This window comes from Symbiopectobacterium sp. (assembly GCF_047692315.1).
Lineage (GTDB): Bacteria > Pseudomonadota > Gammaproteobacteria > Enterobacterales > Enterobacteriaceae > Symbiopectobacterium.
Map to the genome: position 1 here is coordinate 113,382 of NZ_JBLLJS010000012.1, position 16,631 is coordinate 130,012.

General features: G+C 52.5%; 11 protein-coding genes, 1 tRNA gene, 6 pseudogenes and 1 riboswitch. Of the genes and pseudogenes, 9 read left to right on the top strand and 9 right to left on the bottom strand.

Annotation, left to right across the window (positions count from 1 at the left end; genetic code table 11):
- Nucleotides 1-80 precede the first annotated feature (80 nt).
- On the bottom strand, nt 81-1,001 hold the full coding sequence (rssA, locus tag ACMZI0_RS04810; RefSeq protein ID WP_415672135.1) for a patatin-like phospholipase RssA: 921 nt from the start codon (nt 999-1,001) through the stop codon (nt 81-83).
- Between the two features lie 149 nt (nt 1,002-1,150).
- On the opposite strand from rssA, the pseudogene ACMZI0_RS04815 reads away from it, so the two are divergent.
- The 3 genes and pseudogenes from ACMZI0_RS04815 (at nt 1,151) to ACMZI0_RS04825 (ending at nt 2,820) form a co-directional block, all read left to right on the top strand.
- Nucleotides 1,151-1,604, top strand: a pseudogene (locus ACMZI0_RS04815) (YchJ family protein).
- A gap of 126 nt (nt 1,605-1,730) precedes the next feature.
- Nucleotides 1,731-2,579, top strand: coding sequence for a formyltetrahydrofolate deformylase (gene purU, locus ACMZI0_RS04820; RefSeq protein WP_415672136.1), 849 nt, complete (start codon nt 1,731-1,733; stop codon nt 2,577-2,579).
- A gap of 156 nt (nt 2,580-2,735) precedes the next feature.
- A tRNA-Tyr gene (locus ACMZI0_RS04825) sits at nt 2,736-2,820 on the top strand.
- Between the two features lie 185 nt (nt 2,821-3,005).
- Here ACMZI0_RS04825 and ACMZI0_RS04830 read toward each other — a convergent pair.
- Nucleotides 3,006-3,656: pseudogene (locus ACMZI0_RS04830) on the bottom strand (trimeric intracellular cation channel family protein).
- Between the two features lie 133 nt (nt 3,657-3,789).
- Nucleotides 3,790-3,882: riboswitch (glycine riboswitch) on the bottom strand.
- A 141-nt stretch (nt 3,883-4,023) separates the two neighbouring features.
- On the opposite strand from ACMZI0_RS04830, the pseudogene xthA reads away from it, so the two are divergent.
- Nucleotides 4,024-4,825: pseudogene (gene xthA / locus ACMZI0_RS04835) on the top strand (exodeoxyribonuclease III).
- Nucleotides 4,826-4,871: 46 nt separating this feature from the next.
- On the opposite strand, the gene ACMZI0_RS04840 reads toward xthA, so the two are convergent.
- The 4 genes and pseudogenes from ACMZI0_RS04840 to ACMZI0_RS04855 all read right to left on the bottom strand — a co-directional run bounded on the left by ACMZI0_RS04840 (nt 4,872) and on the right by ACMZI0_RS04855 (nt 8,974).
- Nucleotides 4,872-5,183, bottom strand: a complete 312-nt coding sequence (locus tag ACMZI0_RS04840; protein WP_415672137.1) for a DUF1496 domain-containing protein — start codon at nt 5,181-5,183, stop codon at nt 4,872-4,874.
- A pseudogene (locus ACMZI0_RS04845) lies at nt 5,180-7,108 on the bottom strand (DNA topoisomerase III). The gene ACMZI0_RS04840 and the pseudogene ACMZI0_RS04845 overlap by 4 nt, the downstream one beginning before the upstream one ends.
- Before the next feature lie 2 nt (nt 7,109-7,110).
- A complete protein-coding gene (locus ACMZI0_RS04850; protein ID WP_415672344.1) occupies nt 7,111-7,662 on the bottom strand; it encodes an NAD(P)H nitroreductase in 552 nt (183 codons plus the stop codon).
- Between the two features lie 298 nt (nt 7,663-7,960).
- A complete protein-coding gene (locus ACMZI0_RS04855; RefSeq protein ID WP_415672138.1) occupies nt 7,961-8,974 on the bottom strand; it encodes a hypothetical protein in 1,014 nt (337 codons plus the stop codon).
- 406 nt (nt 8,975-9,380) lie between these two features.
- On the opposite strand from ACMZI0_RS04855, the gene sppA reads away from it, so the two are divergent.
- The 3 genes and pseudogenes from sppA (at nt 9,381) to pncA (ending at nt 13,008) form a co-directional block, all read left to right on the top strand.
- Complete coding sequence (gene sppA, locus ACMZI0_RS04860; RefSeq protein WP_415672345.1) at nt 9,381-11,231, top strand: signal peptide peptidase SppA; 1,851 nt, start codon at nt 9,381-9,383, stop codon at nt 11,229-11,231.
- Between the two features lie 72 nt (nt 11,232-11,303).
- Nucleotides 11,304-12,329: an asparaginase gene (gene ansA / locus ACMZI0_RS04865; protein WP_415672139.1), complete on the top strand. Its 1,026-nt coding sequence runs from the start codon at nt 11,304-11,306 to the stop codon at nt 12,327-12,329.
- Between the two features lie 19 nt (nt 12,330-12,348).
- A pseudogene (pncA, locus tag ACMZI0_RS04870) lies at nt 12,349-13,008 on the top strand (bifunctional nicotinamidase/pyrazinamidase).
- Between the two features lie 31 nt (nt 13,009-13,039).
- Here pncA and ACMZI0_RS04875 read toward each other — a convergent pair.
- Nucleotides 13,040-13,321, bottom strand: a complete 282-nt coding sequence (locus ACMZI0_RS04875; RefSeq protein ID WP_415672346.1) for a YeaC family protein — start codon at nt 13,319-13,321, stop codon at nt 13,040-13,042.
- Nucleotides 13,322-13,391: 70 nt separating this feature from the next.
- Nucleotides 13,392-13,811: a peptide-methionine (R)-S-oxide reductase MsrB gene (msrB, locus tag ACMZI0_RS04880; RefSeq protein WP_415672140.1), complete on the bottom strand. Its 420-nt coding sequence runs from the start codon at nt 13,809-13,811 to the stop codon at nt 13,392-13,394.
- A 336-nt stretch (nt 13,812-14,147) separates the two neighbouring features.
- Here msrB and gapA point away from each other — a divergent pair, with 336 nt between their 5' ends.
- Both gapA and ACMZI0_RS04890 read left to right on the top strand, forming a co-directional pair.
- A complete protein-coding gene (gapA, locus tag ACMZI0_RS04885; protein ID WP_415672141.1) occupies nt 14,148-15,143 on the top strand; it encodes a glyceraldehyde-3-phosphate dehydrogenase in 996 nt (331 codons plus the stop codon).
- A gap of 72 nt (nt 15,144-15,215) precedes the next feature.
- Entirely contained in the window at nt 15,216-16,085 is an 870-nt protein-coding gene (locus ACMZI0_RS04890; protein WP_415672142.1) for a D-hexose-6-phosphate mutarotase, read from the top strand.
- Nucleotides 16,086-16,238: 153 nt separating this feature from the next.
- Here the strand turns inward: ACMZI0_RS04890 and ACMZI0_RS04895 are convergent.
- A pseudogene (locus ACMZI0_RS04895) lies at nt 16,239-16,574 on the bottom strand (aldo/keto reductase); the annotation flags it as partial.
- Nucleotides 16,575-16,631: the final 57 nt, after the last annotated feature.

Sequence of the window (16,631 nt, forward strand, 5' to 3'; positions counted from 1 at the left end):
CAAATTCCCTCGCATTCTTCGGCTTTAACCCCTGCCAGCCTGCAATGCTAACGTTATTGAATACGTGCAGGCGGCTACAGCTAGCGCAGTCCTGCGCCTCGGGTTACTAACGGTTGCAATTCTTCATACATTTTCTCCACGGCCAGTCGCCCTGCGAGAATGGCCTCTTGCGCGCGATGAAAATCCAGTGTGGCAATTTGTGGGCAGTGGGGTTGCACCACAACATCAGGCGGATCGCCCGCCATACGATGCATTTTTAATCGGTTTTCCAGCACCTGGATGGAGGTCGTCATGATGTCCATCGCCGACGGTCCGCGATTAGCTCGCTGGCGTTGCAATCCCATAGACAGCCGCTGCCGGAGTTTGTGCTGCCAGTTAAACCGCGTCGCATCTACGTTGCTCTCCGCTGCCATCGACGTCACCGACAGCATATCGTCATGTCCGAGCGTCGCGTTATGCTGCAAATCCACGGCAATTACCACGTCTGCGCCCAGCGCGCGAGCCAAAGAAACAGGCACCGGGTTCACCACTGCACCATCGACCAGCCAATAGGCATTATGTCGCACGGGTGCTAACAATCCCGGCATACTGCATGAGGCACGGATCGCATGGTGCAGATCGCCCTGGGTCAGCCACAGTTCTCGCGCCGTCGTGAGATTGGTCGCCACTGCTCCAAACTTGATAGCACACTCTTCGATCTGCTGCGTACGCAAGATGTGTCGTATCTGGTTAAAAACCCGATCGCCCCGCAGCAATCCGCCACGCTGCCAGGAGAGATCCATTAAGTGAATGACATCCCAATGATGGAACCCGCTGACCCAACGCGCCATAGCATTCAAGCGGTTAGTGGCATAAGCTGACCCAACCAACGCGCCAATAGAACAACCAGCCACCACATCAACCGCAATGCCCATTTCGGTTAGTGCTTGGATAACACCAATATGGGCCCACCCTTTCGCCGCCCCCGATCCCAGCGCAAGACCAACCTTTCTCTGCTTCATGCTGTCCTTCTCATCTCGCTATTCATTTTAGCGCACATTGCCACTCACCGAGATTGTTAGGTAACATATCGCCACGACGTTGAGTGAATTTCACGCAAATATTGATTTTTTTAATTTTTTTACTATTGGTAAAAAATACAGGAGACATCGTGCCGCAAAGTTGCCCATGCGGTAGTGGCAAGCAGTATACCGCATGCTGCCTTCCCTATCTGCAACACACCAACATCGCGCCAACGCCAGAAGCATTAATGCGCTCTCGCTATTGCGCTTACGTGGCTCATGACGTTGATTACCTTATTGCGACCTGGGATCCAGCGCTTCAACCGGAAAATTGGCGCGCCTCAATCACCGAAAGCTGTCAGGACACGCAATGGCAAGGATTGAACGTTCTGACCACCCGATGAAGGCTATGTTGAATTTGCCGCGCGCTATGCAGATCCCTCGCAGCCAGACCAAACATCATTAATGCGCGAGCGCTCACGCTTCCTTCGCCGCCTCGATCGCTGGTACTATGTAGATTGCGTGCATCTGCAAACAGGCAGAAACGATCGTTGTCCGTGCGGTTCGGACAAAAAATACAAACAGTGCTGCGGGCGTGGATAGGCGCGTAGTGTAATGCTAAAAAATGTAACCCGGTAGCGTGCTTACCCGTATCGCGGCAACAAACCGCACAGACGTGGCCGCTTTCGGGAACAATGACAGACGTTTTTGGACAGGGTTCTTATTTCCATGCAATCCCAGGCAATACAACGAAAAGTGTTGCGTACCATTTGCCCTGATGCAAAAGGGCTAATCGCCAAAATTACCAACATCTGCTACAAACACGAATTAAACATCGTTCAAAACAACGAGTTTGTTGATCATCGTACCGGTCGCTTCTTTATGCGCACCGAGTTAGAGGGGATCTTCAACGATGCCACGTTGCTGGCCGATCTGGATGGTGCACTGCCGGAAGGTTCGGTGCGTGAACTGAGTGATGCAGGCCGTCGTCGTATCGTGGTTCTGGTCACCAAAGAAGCGCATTGCCTGGGCGATTTGTTGATGAAAAGCGCCTACGGCGGCCTCGACGTTGAGATCGCAGCCGTTATCGGTAACCACGATACATTGCAGACACTGATTGAGCGTTTTGATATTCCGTTCCATCTGGTGAGCCATGAAGGGCTTTCGCGTGAAGCACACGATCAGTTAATGATCGAGCAAATTGATGCGTACAAACCGGACTACGTGGTGTTAGCCAAATACATGCGCGTGTTGACACCCGCTTTTGTCCAGCACTACCCGAACCAGGTGATCAACATCCACCACTCGTTCCTACCTGCCTTTATCGGTGCGCGCCCTTATCATCAGGCCTATGAGCGTGGTGTGAAGATCATTGGCGCCACCGCGCACTACGTGAACGATAATCTGGATGAAGGTCCGATCATCATGCAGGATGTGATTAATGTCGATCACACTTATACGGCAGATGACATGATGCGCGCCGGTCGTGACGTCGAGAAAAACGTGCTTAGCCGTGCCCTTTATCGCGTACTGGCACAACGGGTTTTTGTTTACGGCAATCGTACTATCATTCTTTAAGCCGCTGTTTTTCCACCCAACCCTGAGTGGAAAAGCCGCAAGGCGTGTGAAAAAACGGCAAACGAACGTGTTTTTTCGCGTTCAGACTTTACAGGGGCGTCGCATTTGATATGATGCGCCCCGCTTACTCAGAAAGCACACAATCAGTTAGGCCATGGTGGGGTTTCCGAGCGGCCAAAGGGAGCAGACTGTAAATCTGCCGTCACAGACTTCGAAGGTTCGAATCCTTCCCCCACCACCATCTAGCAACGTTCGTTGCATTTAATTCCACCATTAAAAGTTTCCCAGAGCATCATCTTATCTGCTTGTAGGCATTATTTTTCGGCATGCCTGTCCTTGTCGCTGAATTCCGGCAAGTAGCGCTTCAGTAACGCCCATCGCCGTACGTCACCTAACAACTGACGATCTATCAGCCTGAAACAGGCATCAATCTGGCGTCTTTTCTGAAGACGATGATTTCCCTGTCCAACTGCCCGGCGAGTAGGAAAATACCGGCAATTGCCATGACCAACGGATCGCCGCCAGACGCACCGACAGCCCCAGCGTGAATGAAACCAGCAGATTGATATCGTGATTAATCTGTAACGCTTTCAGCCCGAGATACAACAGCGCCACCAGCAGCGACACGCTGGCATAGAGTTCTTTTCTAAGCACCATCGGCATTCGGTTACAGAAAATATCGCGCAAAATGCCGCCGAAGATTCCGGTCACAAATCCCAGCCATAATAACCACAGTAAAGGAATAGTTGAGTTTCTGCGCCACATTGCAACCGATAATAGTAAAGGCAATCAGCCCCATAGCGTCAAGAGTCAGGAACAGACGGTGTAAGTGGTGCATTATGTGGGCAATAACAATTGTAAACAGGCCTGCACCAATCGTCAGATAGATATAGCCGGGGTGTTGCGTCCAGCCGATAGGATATTGCCGAGCAGAATGTCACGAACGGTTCCACCGCCCAGAGCGGTAATAAAGGCGATCATCGCCACACCAAAGATATCCATATTTCTGCGTCCAGCGGCTAATGCGCCAGACATGACTTCTGCGGTAATTGCGATCAGATAGATGTAAGTAAGCACACAAGTTTTCCTGTGAAATGTGCCTCTCCCCCTGTCCGTTTTACCTGAGAGTTTATGTAGCTTACGCCGCTTGCCCCTTCGGTGGGTGACTACGTTGTGAAACAACGTGCACACCGCTCTCCAGTCGGCGTATCAACAAAATGCAGTAAGGTGGCCTGAGCGATTATGGGAGTTTGCGCCTTCGGCGGGACTCGCACTGCGCGGTCCTCTCTCCTGCGGGCTGCGAAGTATAAGGGCTTACTATCGCTACTTCAACCTCCGGTTCAATCCACGCGCGGCAATGGCATCCGCAGCGCCTCACCCGCGTGACCTTTCCCTCTTCTTTCTGTTACCATCAACGCCACAATTTCCTGACATGGCAGTGACGATGAAAGTTGTTTCTTTTAATATCAATTGGCTGCGTGCCCGCCCTCACCAACTGGCCGCCATCATCGCCCAGCATCAGCCGGATATCATTAGTTTGCAGGAAACCAAAGTGCACGATGATATGTTTCCCTTCGAAGAGGTGCGGAAGCTCGGCTATCAGGTCTACTACTATGGTCAGAAAGGCCATTACGGCGTGGCGTTGCTGTCTAAAGAAGCACCGATTGCGGTGCGCTATGGGTTTCCAACCGATGAACCCGACGCGCAACGTCGCATTATTATGGCGGATTTTGCCACGCCAGCAGGCACTCTAACCGTTATCAATGGCTATTTTCCTCAGGGTGAAAGTCGTGATCACCCAGTGAAATTCCCGGCCAAAACCCGATTCTATGGCGATTCGCAAACCTACCTGACACAGCATCATACGCCGGAGCAGCCGCTGATTGTCATGGGGGATATTAATATCAGCCCAACGGATCTGGACATTGGTATTGGAGAAGAAAACCGTAAGCGCTGGCTGCGTACCGGGAAGTGCTCATTCTTACCCGAGGAGCGCGAATGGATGGCTCGATTGGGGATTGGTCGATACCTTCCGTGCACTGGCACCAGAGAGTACCGATCGTTATTCCTGGTTTGACTACCGCTCTGCCGGGTTTGACGACAACCGTGGCCTGCGTATCGATGTGATTCTTGCCAGTCAGGCATTAGCCGCACACTGCACGGCCAGCGATATTGATTACGACATTCGCGCCATGGAAAAACCTTCCGATCACGCACCAATTTGGGCAACGTTCTCAGGGTTGTAACAGCGAGCTATCAGGCAGCCGCAAGCGGCTGCCACACATAAAACCGTTACTGCTTGAGTACCTGCCAGATAAGGTTATTGGTGCCCAGCGTTTGCCTGTCGCGCGCACACTGCAACAGCACGCCTTCCGTTCTGACTACAGCGCCTTCGGTATAGTTACGATTTTCGAACACACAGCAGCGCATACAATTATTTTGCGGCTCACGCCGCGTTGAGCCGTTGTTATCGCCCCAAATCACACTGGGGGGTACGCCAACCACAATGTCCGTATTGCCGCGTGAGGGTGTCGTTGTGAATTGCGCCCACACCGGCAGAGAGACCAGCGCCCCGGCAAATAACATCACCAGTGATGATTTCATCCGTTCTGCTCCTTCGCGGCTTTTTTAGCCGTGGATTTACGCGTTTTCTTCTGTGTTTTTTGTGGTGCTTGCAGCCCGCGAAACGCCGACACAGACCGGTTTTGTCGCGCTTGCTCGATCAATCCGCTCAGGGTTTGCGTCAACGGTTGCATAAGATCCTGATAACGTCGCTGTTTTTCTCTGATCAGTGTCAACGTGGCTTCCCAGTTGGCCGTCATGTCTGGCAACGCTGCGCTGGGCGGTAGTGCATGTATCAACGCCCGCCCCGCCTCACTGGCATGAATATAACGGCCTTTTTTAAACAAAAAGCTTCGTTTAAAGAGTAGCTCAATAATGCCTGCACGCGTGGCTTAGGTGCCAAGACCGTCTGTTTCGCGCAGGATTTTTTTCAACGTCTTGTCCTGAACAAAACGCGCAATGCCGGTCATGGCGGAGAGCAACGTGGCATCGGTAAAAGGATGGGGTGGCTGTGTTTGCCGTTCCACCACTTCCCCTTTCTCACACAGCAAAACATCGCCTTTGGCCACCACAGGCAGCGGCAAGCCGTCATTCTCGTCGTCGCGCTCTTTGGCACCCAACAGGGTACGCCAGCCCGCATCAGCGAGAAAACGCGCTTTAGCGATAAATTTTCCTCCTGCGATATCGAGGGTAATAACGCATTTACGAAACACCGCGTCCGGGCAAAACTGCATCAGGTACTGTCTGGCAATCAGTCCATAAACCTGACGCTCATTTTCACTTAACGACACGCTGGCGCTGCGCGCCGTGGGGATGATGGCATGGTGCGCATCGACTTTACCGTCATCCCAACAGCGGTTGCGACGCGCAAGATCAACCACCGGTTGCGGCAATAACCCAGTCGCGTGCACCGTAATCGCGTTGATAACAGCGTGACGCCCGGCAAAATGCTCTTCCGGCAGGTAACGGCAATCCGAACGCGGATAAGTGATCAACTTATGGGTTTCGTACAAGCGTTGGCAGGTGTCCAGCACCTGCTGGGCGCTAAGACCAAAGCGTTTCGCGGCTTCAATCTGCAATGCAGAGAGAGAATAAGGTAGCGGTGCCGTTTCCGACTCGCGCTTATCACTGTAGTCCGTGACCGTTGCAGGCTGCCCGGCGATACGTTTTACCACGTGCTCGGCCAAAGGTCGGTGCAGCAGTCGCCCTTCTCCATCCTGATACGGCTTGCAGGATTCGCTCGGTTGCCATAGTGCGACAAAACGCTCATCAGCGGGCGTTACAATATGCGCCTTGACCTCAAAGTAATCCTTGGCGACGAAGTTTTCGATCTCTTCATCCCGGCGTACCACCAGTCCAAGTACCGGCGTTTGTACCCGCCCGACAGAGAGCACACCGTCATAACCCGCGTTACGCCCCAGCAGCGTATAGGCACGGGTCATATTTATACCGTAGAGCCAGTCGGCCCGCGATCGCGCCAGCGCCGAAACGCACAGCGGCACAAATTCGCGATTATCGCGCAACCGCTCTACTGCACGCTCCACCGCCTGAGGGTTAAGATCGTTTATCAAGCAACGTCGCACTTGCTTGCGTTTTTCCGGTGCCAGTTCCAAATACTTCAGCACTTCATCCACCAGCAGTTGCCCTTCACGATCCGGGTCACCGGCGTGGATGACTTCACTCGCTTCCCCCAACAGTTTCTTGATGGCATTGAGTTGCTTGCTCACGGAAGGACGCGGCATCAGCAGCCACTTTTCGGGAATAATCGGCAGATCGGCCAATGACCAGCGCGCATAGCGGGCATCATAGGCGTCCGGTTGTGCCTGCTCGAGCAGATGTCCGACGCACCAGGTAACCACATCCTGTGAACCGCACGCGATATAGCCCTCGCCTCGCCGATGCAGTTTAGGCAATACATCCGCTATCGCTCTGGCGAGGCTGGGTTTTTCAGCAATGAATAGTCGCATTATCAGAAATAACGGACAAATTTTTCCGAGTCCAACGGCACAACCGTGGTGGACGCTTTTAGTTGCGGCGTTCCCAGATAGAGGAACCCAACAATTTCATCTTGCTCGCGACAGCCAAAAGCTGCGCGCACATGCGCATGGTGGGTCCAGGGGCCACTGCGCCAGATACCGTTAAACCCCTGAGCCAACGCAGCCATTTGCATGGCTTGCACCGCACAGCCCGCCGACACCACCTGTTCCCATTTGGGCACTTTGGGGTGATCCTCACAGTGGGCAATCACGGTGATCACCATTGGCGCGCGAAACGGAGCCTGACGTGCTTTATCCTGCGCGGCTTCATCCAGTCCATCCTGTTGAGCGGCATGGTGTAAGACATCACTCAGGCGGGCCAGGCCTTCATCCTGCGCAATCACAAAACGCCACGGTTGCAATGTTCCGTGGTCTGGCGCACGCATACCGGCATGAATAATGTTCGCCAGCACATCACCTTGCGGTGCTGGCGCAGCCAGGCGCGATGCCGAACGGCGATTGACTAACAAGTCCAGTGCATCCATCATTTTTCTCCTCTTAGCGACCCGTGTGAAAAACAACGCAAAGCGATACCACGAAAATGCCATGCCCTAGAAAAACTCAGGGCATAGCCTGTGATTGCGCGCCACGGTATCACAAGTCACGGTGCGTCAGTAACGGTTTTATGGCAATCGTATCATAGCGGATACGGGGGATAATGCGGGGAGATTCCGATTGTTACCGGCCCTGTTCAGCCGGTTGCCAAGAGAAAAGGTGAAAGCGATGGGTTTCGCTTTCACATTTAAGGCACCAGCACGCATCGCGGTAGGTACCGCGCCGAGATTACTCGCCGTCGTGGCGCAAATGATACACTTTTAGCTGATTCCAAAAATCGAGGCCAATCAGCTTGTCCTTCCCTGCGCGACGGAACGCAAAGTCACCGCCTTTATTGTGACGAATGCGAATAATGCCTTTTTCTTCTTGCGCTTTTACCGGTGCAATACCGTCCATCTCCACCGTGCCGTCTTCGGCAATAGTAAAATCCGGATTGCCTGTTTCGCGTCGAGCAAAAGCCCCCGAAGGAATACCCGGTGCGGGTGAAGCAATGTCTTGCTCCGTCAGAGCGGCAAAATTGGCAACATATTCGCACGCGCTGGAATCATTGATGGGGGATGAGCAGGCAACTTGCAACGTGTCTCGGGCGGCAAGGTATTGCCCGCTAAGCCATTGCGCTCTGGCAGCATTCTCACACAAATCGCCAGAGATACCGCTGCGGCAAAGGTTCGCCATCGTATCGGTATACTCTTGCACTGGCGCGGCCGGAATAGCGGTGATGGCCCCATAGAGCGACTGGCCCGATTTTTCTGCTGAAGTGCGGGCCTCCCAGGAACTGCACGCGGCCTCAATATAATCTTCGCACAGTTGCTTTAACTGGGCCGTGTCCAACCCGTACAATTTATCGTGACACGCTTTCATGTCATTCCAACAGGTTTTGCCTACCTCAGTTTTCGGCTCGGGAATATTTGTCAGACAGGGCTGTTCCTGCTTGAGCGGATACACAAATTTGAACATGAGATCGGTAATCGTTTTGCCATCGACTGATACGTTCAATTTCGAATCTACCAACTGACCGAATGACACCAGCTTGATGGTATCTCCCTCCACGCGGTACTGATGCAAGCTCATCCCCATTGAAGACGATTTTTGTATGATTTCATGATTCAACACGCGGACCTGGATTCTGAGATCGCTATAAACGCCGTAGGTCAGCCCCGCGAAAGGATTGGCAAAAGCGGAAAATGACAACGAGGTAAACAGCAATAGAAAAAACACGCGGATTTGCGTCAAAAAGGACATTATTCACTCCATTGATAAGAACACTCTTCACCCAACACCTTTGTCAACTATCTAATTATACTCGCAATATTTTTTATGAACGAGAGTTTTTCCTCCAAATCTTACTTATTTAAACCCACATTTCATTTCTACCACCGCGCATTCTCTTCAGCATTTCAACTTGAATGACAATTAAATGCCTTAACGTCAGAAATTTTATCGCACCAGCAAGAGAGTTTTTTTACAAAATAGACACATTTTTATCAACGAAGGCTACTAATGAAGTTGGCATTTTCCTGTACGCTCATTAGGATAGAGAGTAAGTTTGCCCTGGTCAGCGTGGACGTTGCAGGGCGGCCGTTTTCTGTTTGCTTTCCCGCAAAATGGGCAACAGGCAAGCATTATGTTTGGCGTTTTCGGAGATAACATGCGCACACTGTGGCGAATCTTTAGCGGACTTTTCAAGTGGATATGGCGTCTGCTCAATTTTACCCGCGAGTTTATTCTTAACCTGTTTCTGATAGTGTTAATTCTGGTGGGTGTCGGTATTTATGCACAGTTCAAAAATGCACCGACTCAAACGCCACAGGGTGCACTGCTGGTTGACTTGACAGGTGTGGTGGTCGATAAACCGACGGTTAATAATAAACTGCGCCAGTTAGGCAGGGAATTCTTTGGTGCCTCCAGCAATCGCCGCCAGGAAAACTCACTGTTTGATATTGTCGACACTATCCGTCAAGCCAAAACGGACAGCAATATTACCGGTATGGTACTTGATCTGAGTGATTTCGTGGGTGCCGATCAGCCTTCACTGCAATTTATCGGCAAGGCACTGCGTGAATTCCGCGACAGCGGCAAACCGATCTTTGCCATTGGCGACAGTTACAGCCAAACGCAACACTATCTGGCCAGTTTTGCCACGACTATCTCGCTTACCCCACAGGGCAATGTTGATCTGCGCGGTTTTGCTACCAATGGCCTTTATTACAAGTCGCTGCTGGAAAAGCTGGATGTGACCAGCCATGTTTTCCGCGTCGGCACCTATAAATCTGCGGTAGAGCCCTTCCTGCGTGACGATATGTCCCCCGAAGCGCGTGAGGCAGATATGCGCTGGGTTGGCGGATTGTGGCAAAATTACCTGAATACGGTAGCGGCTAACCGTCAAATTACCCCTCAGCAGCTTTTCCCCGGCGCCAGTGCGATCATCGCGGACCTTCAGGCTGTGCAAGGCGATCCGGCACGCTATGCGCTGGATAACAAGCTGGTAGACGAAGTGGCCTCGCGCTCGGTTATCGAACAGAAGCTGGTGAAAACCTTCGGCTGGGACAACAAAAACCAAAGCTTCAACTACACCAGCATCTATGACTATACCGAAAAACCCGTAAACCAGACCGGCGCACAAATCGCGGTTATCTTTGCCAGCGGCGCTATCGTTGATGGCCCGGAAACCCCAGGCGTGGTCGGCGGTGACACCACGGCGGCCCAAATTCGCCAGGCAAGACTGGATCCGAAGATCAAGGCCATCGTGCTGCGCGTCAACAGCCCCGGTGGCAGCGTTACCGCCTCGGAGAAGATTCGCTCTGAGCTGATGGCTGTACGTCTGGCAGGCAAACCGATCGTGGTATCCATGGGTGGCATGGCGGCCTCCGGCGGCTACTGGATCTCCACCCCCGCCAACGCCATTATCGCCAGCCCGAGTACCTTAACCGGTTCGATTGGGATCTTTGGCGTAATCACTACCTTTGAAAACACGCTTGGGGCTATCGGCGTCCATACCGATGGCGTGGCGACCTCACCGCTGGCCGATCTCAGCATCACCAAATCGTTGCCGCCTGAGTTTTCTCAAATGATGCAAATCAGCATTGAGCGCGGTTATAAAAACTTCGTCGATCTGGTGGCACAGTCACGGAAGAAGAGCCCGGAAGAAATTGACAAAATTGCCCAAGGTCACGTCTGGACCGGTGATGACGCCAAGACCAACGGGCTGGTTGATCAACTGGGCGACTTCGATGATGCGGTGAAGAAAGCCGCAGAACTGGCAAAACTGGGTCAATACCAGCTCAACTGGTTTGAAGAACAGCCAAGCCTGCTGGATATGATGCTAAACCGCGTCAACGCTGCCGCCCACGCATGGCTACCCGCCAGACTTCAGGCCATGTTGCCTGGTCCGGTGGCACAGTTGGCAGACGTGGTACAAGCGCAACCGGCATTGCTCAATACCTTTAACGATCCTCAGCACCGTTATGCACTTTGTATGGCCTGCGGTGAGGTAAAATAGAGGTTGTAACACAGGACTTTCCCTCAGCCCAGCCAGTGCCGGGGTGTTTTTCATTTTTTTCATAAGAATGCCATGCAAAAGAAATCCATTTATGTCGCTTACACCGGCGGTACCATTGGTATGCAACGCTCTGCCAATGGATACATCCCGGTTTCTGGTCACCTGCAACAACAGTTGGCCAACATGCCGGAGTTTCATCGCCCGGAGATGCCTGACTTCACCATCCATGAATATGACCCGCTTATTGATTCCTCCGACATGACCCCTGCCGACTGGCAAGCCATCGCTGAGGATATTCAACAGCACTACGATGAGTACGATGGTTTCGTCATCCTGCATGGCACCGATACCATGGCATTCACCGCTTCCGCCCTGTCGTTCATTATGGAGAATCTGGCAAAGCCGCTAATCGTGACAGGGTCACAAATCCCCTTGGCCGAGTTGCGTTCCGATGGACAAACCAACCTTCTGAACGCTCTGTATGTCGCGGCCAATCATCCGGTGAATGAGGTCAGCCTGTTTTTCAATAACAAGCTGCTGCGCGGTAATCGCACGACCAAAGCCCATGCCGACGGCTTTGATGCGTTCGCCTCCCCCAACTTCCCAACACTGTTGGAAGCGGGCATTCATATACGCCGTCTGGTGCCACCTAAGCCAGAGCCAGAGACCGCCAACGCCGCGCTGATCGTGTATCCGATTACGCCACAGCCTATTGGCGTAATTACTATCTATCCGGGAATTTCAGCCGATGTGGTACGAAATTTCCTGCGTCAGCCCGTCAAAGCGCTGATCTTGCGCTCTTATGGCGTAGGCAATGCGCCGCAAAGCCCGGCACTGCTGGATGAGCTGCGTCAGGCATCCGCACGCGGTATTGTGGTCGTTAACCTTACTCAGTGTATTTCTGGGCGCGTGAACATGGATGGCTACTCTACCGGCAATGCTCTGGCACAGGCCGGTGTAATCAGCGGTTTTGATATGACGGTGGAAGCGGCACTGACTAAACTCCATTATCTGTTGAGTCAGCCTGATTTAGCACCTGCTGCCATTCGTCACTTAATGCAACAAGACCTGCGCGGCGAACTGACGCAGGACGCATAACCCTTGTGCCGGAGCAGCCATGAACCACGCCTTGCTATTGATTGATTTGCAGAATGATTTTTGCCCGAACGGCGCACTGCCTGTAACAGAAGGCGATGCCACCATTGATGTCGCCAACCGCGCCATAGCCGCCGCGCAGAAAGCTGGAATGCCCGTCATTGCCAGCCAGGACTGGCACCCGGCAAACCATCTGAGTTTTGCCGCTAATCATCCTGACGCTATCGTGGGTGAGTGCGGTGAACTGGCGGGATTGCCACAGATCTGGTGGCCCGTTCATTGTGTTCAGGGACAGTCAGGTGCAGATTTCCACCCTCGCCTCCATCATGGCGCTTTTGATGCGGTAATACAGAAAGGCACCCAACCTGAGATTGATAGCTACAGCGCTTTTTTTGATAACGGTAAACGCGCCACCACGGCGCTGGATAACCTATTACGCCAGCAAGGCATCACACGGTTGACTGTCATGGGGCTGGCAACGGACTATTGCGTAAAATTTACCTTACCGTGCTTGATGCGCTGGCGCTTGGGTATCAGGTGCAGGTAGTGGAAGATGGCTGTCGTGGCGTCAATCTTCAGCCAAGTGACAGCGAGAATGCGCTGGCCGAATATGGCACGTCAAGGCGCACGCCGTATCACGCTGTCGGAATTCATAGAAGCAACAGCAAACCAACGCGCATAACACTTGCCCCTGTTCGTTCAGGGGCACTTGCCTACCGCCGCTCCCGCTGGATCAGGTTATCCATAGCAAACGCCTGCTTCAACTCTTGCTTGCTTTTCATCACCAGCTCACCTTCGGTATTGATGGTCATATGTTCTGCATCAATATTGTGTCGTGACTGCCATAACATCACCATTTGCAAACAATTTTCTTTCTGTTCGGGCGTCAATGGCACGCCATCCGGCCATTTTCCCAGTTCCACCGCGGTCGCCAGACGTTGGTAGATGTCCGGCGTCAGCGCTGCCACTATTTCATCAAGCTGTTTGTCGCGCATCGTCATTGCCATCCTGTCACTGAAAATTAGCAAGCTGAAACGTTTTATCTGCGATTATTTCGCAGCTAGCTCAGCCATCCACTTTTTCACCGTCGGTGCCATCGATAAAACTCAACGAGGCAGAATTCACACAGTAACGTTCACCGGTGGTTTGTGGGCCATCAGGAAACACATGTCCCAAATGGGCATCGCATTTGCCGCAGCGAATTTCGATACGGTGCATGTAATGCGAAAAATCTTCCAGATAGCGAATGGCGCCTTTCGCAACGGGTCGATCAAAACTGGGCCAGCCACACCCGGAATCATACTTGTTGTCTGAGTAGAACAGCGCCGTCTGGCAACACAGGCAGTGATACACGCCCGTACGTTTGTTATGCAGCAGCTTGCCCGAATAGGCAGGCTCTGTGCCGCGTTGCTGCGTCACAGAGCGTTGCATCTCCGTCAATGTTCCCGTGTCTGCGGGCACGGAAGTTGAAACTGGCTTATCCATGATTGTCTCGTCATCATTTCTGTTTGGCATTTGATAGTTTAACAAGAATTAACATCCTCATAACGTTTTTTCCGACTAAAATAGGTAGTAACCGCCCAACGCCCCAGCAATTGTGATGCCCATCACATTTATCGGGCCTGCAGGTTTTATATTGGTGCAAACGCGCCCATTTAAGGGAAAGATGTTCCTAAGTTTCATTACGGCGCTTTTTCGTGCAACCGTTGCGTCTCAGATTTGACTTGCCGCAACTATTGACACGATTCCGCTTGACGCTCAGCAAGGTTTTTGTAATTTTACAACCAACCTTTTATTCACAAACCATAGCTGGTGGAATATATGACTATCAAAGTAGGTATCAACGGTTTTGGCCGCATCGGCCGCATTGTTTTCCGTGCTGCTCAGAAACGTTCTGACATCGAGATCGTTGCAATCAACGACCTGTTGGACGCTGACTACATGGCTTACATGCTGAAATACGACTCAACTCACGGCCGTTTTGACGGCACCGTTGAAGTGAAAGACGGTCAGCTGATTGTTAACGGCAAAAAAATCCGCGTTACCGCAGAAAGAGATCCGGCTAACCTGAAGTGGGACGAAGTTGGGGTTGACGTGGTTGCTGAAGCAACCGGTATCTTCCTGACTGACGAAACGGCGCGTAAGCACATCACTGCTGGCGCGAAAAAAGTGGTTCTGACTGGCCCGTCCAAAGACAACACCCCGATGTTCGTTCGCGGTGCCAACTTTGACAAATATGCCGGACAAGACATCGTTTCCAACGCATCTTGCACCACCAACTGCCTGGCTCCGCTGGCAAAAGTGATCAACGACAACTTCGGCATCATCGAAGGTCTGATGACCACTGTTCACGCCACCACTGCAACGCAGAAAACCGTTGATGGCCCGTCTCACAAAGACTGGCGCGGCGGCCGCGGCGCATCCCAGAACATCATTCCGTCCTCTACCGGTGCTGCTAAAGCTGTAAGTAAAGTACTGCCAGAACTGAACGGCAAACTGACGGGTATGGCATTCCGCGTACCTACGCCGAACGTTTCTGTGGTTGACCTGACCGTTCGTCTGGAAAAAGCAGCCACTTACGAAGAAATCAAGAAAGCCATCAAAGCCGCTTCTGAAGGCGAGCTGAAAGGCGTTCTGGGCTATGTTGAAGACGACGTGGTTTCTACCGATTTCAACGGCGAAGTACTGACTTCTGTGTTCGATGCCAAAGCCGGTATCGCACTGAACAACAACTTTGTGAAACTGGTTTCCTGGTATGACAACGAAACCGGCTACTCCAACAAAGTACTGGACCTGATCGCCCACATCTCCAAATAAGGCGACGGTGCGATAAGCGATGCAAGGGGCGACATGATGCAACATGAAATACAAATAAAACAAGGTAACGTCATGAACTATAAAATTTTTTCACTTCCCATCAAATCAGAAATTTCGTCCACTCTCAGTCAACGCCAGATCGATCAACTGCCGGTTATCGTCGTTGATCATCCGCAAGTGCGCTCTGCTGTTATGCTGCAAGGTGCTCATCTGCTGCATTGGCAGCCTCTTGGGGAAACGCCGGTGCTGTGGTTGAGTGGCAACACGCCGTTTGCACAGGGCGTTGCCATTCGCGGCGGTGTGCCGATCTGCTTCCCTTGGTTTGGTCCGTTTGCTGAACCTAACCACGGTTTCGCTCGTCTGTTACCGTGGGAATTCACAGCACACCGTGAAGATGCCGAAGGCGTTGAGCTAACCTTCACGTTGCGTGATACACCAGAGACGTTGGCAAGCTGGCCACATGCTTTTACGCTGACAGCGCGCTATAAGCTGGGCAAAACCTGTACGATTGAGCTAGAAGCCCAGGGCGAATACAGCATCACCAGCGCCCTGCACACCTACTTCCAGATTGGCGACATCGACCACATCCGCGTCAGCGGTTTGGGCGATACCTTCATTGATAAGGTCAATCAAGGTAAGTTGACGACGCAAGGTGGGGATCTCACGTTTACAGAGAGTACCGATCGCATCTATACGCATCCACAGGCGGTAAGCAGCATCGTAGACCCAACGCTGAAACGCACTATCGAAGTGCATCACACGCACCATAGCGATGTCGTTGCCTGGAACCCAGCGGCTGAGTTGTCTAAAACCATCGCCGATATGCCGGATGACGGTTACAAGACCTTTGTCTGCGTAGAAACGGCGCGTGTCACCCAGCCGTTTGTTGCTACGCCGACAGCCCCTGCCCGTTTGACCACAGTAATTAGCGTAAAACGTTGAAACACCATGGATTAGCTCGGGTAAATCCGTGAGACAAAAATTGCCGCTCGCACGCCTGCTGGCGGCACATACCGAGTGAAACGGTACACTATCTCCGCTCAGACTAGACCACATCCAGCGGCTGTTTCCTCGTCGGCGCGGGAAAAACCGCATCCAGTGCAGCAGATACAAATCCAGCACATCGGTTTGCAAGCGTTTCAGGCTACGTTCACAGGCTTCAATTGCCCGCGCGCCGCCAGCATTGTGGGGATAAACCTTGGAGACCAGAAAGGCCTCATCACGTCGTCCGCGCAGCGCCCACGATGCTCTCCGCACGGCCATCGGCATACATTTCTGCGGTATCGATCAGCCTAAGCCCGAGATCGAGCCCCGTCTGCAAGGCTTTTATCTCACGCGCCTTCTCACTGGCAGTTTCACCCATAAACCAGGTGCCTGACCGATAGCAGGCAGGCTTGAACCATCGGGAAATCGAATCTGTCGGGTTGTCATCGCTATCCTCCTTTCATCCCATTGACCACGATAGCTAAACCGCAACGCACCGCAAAC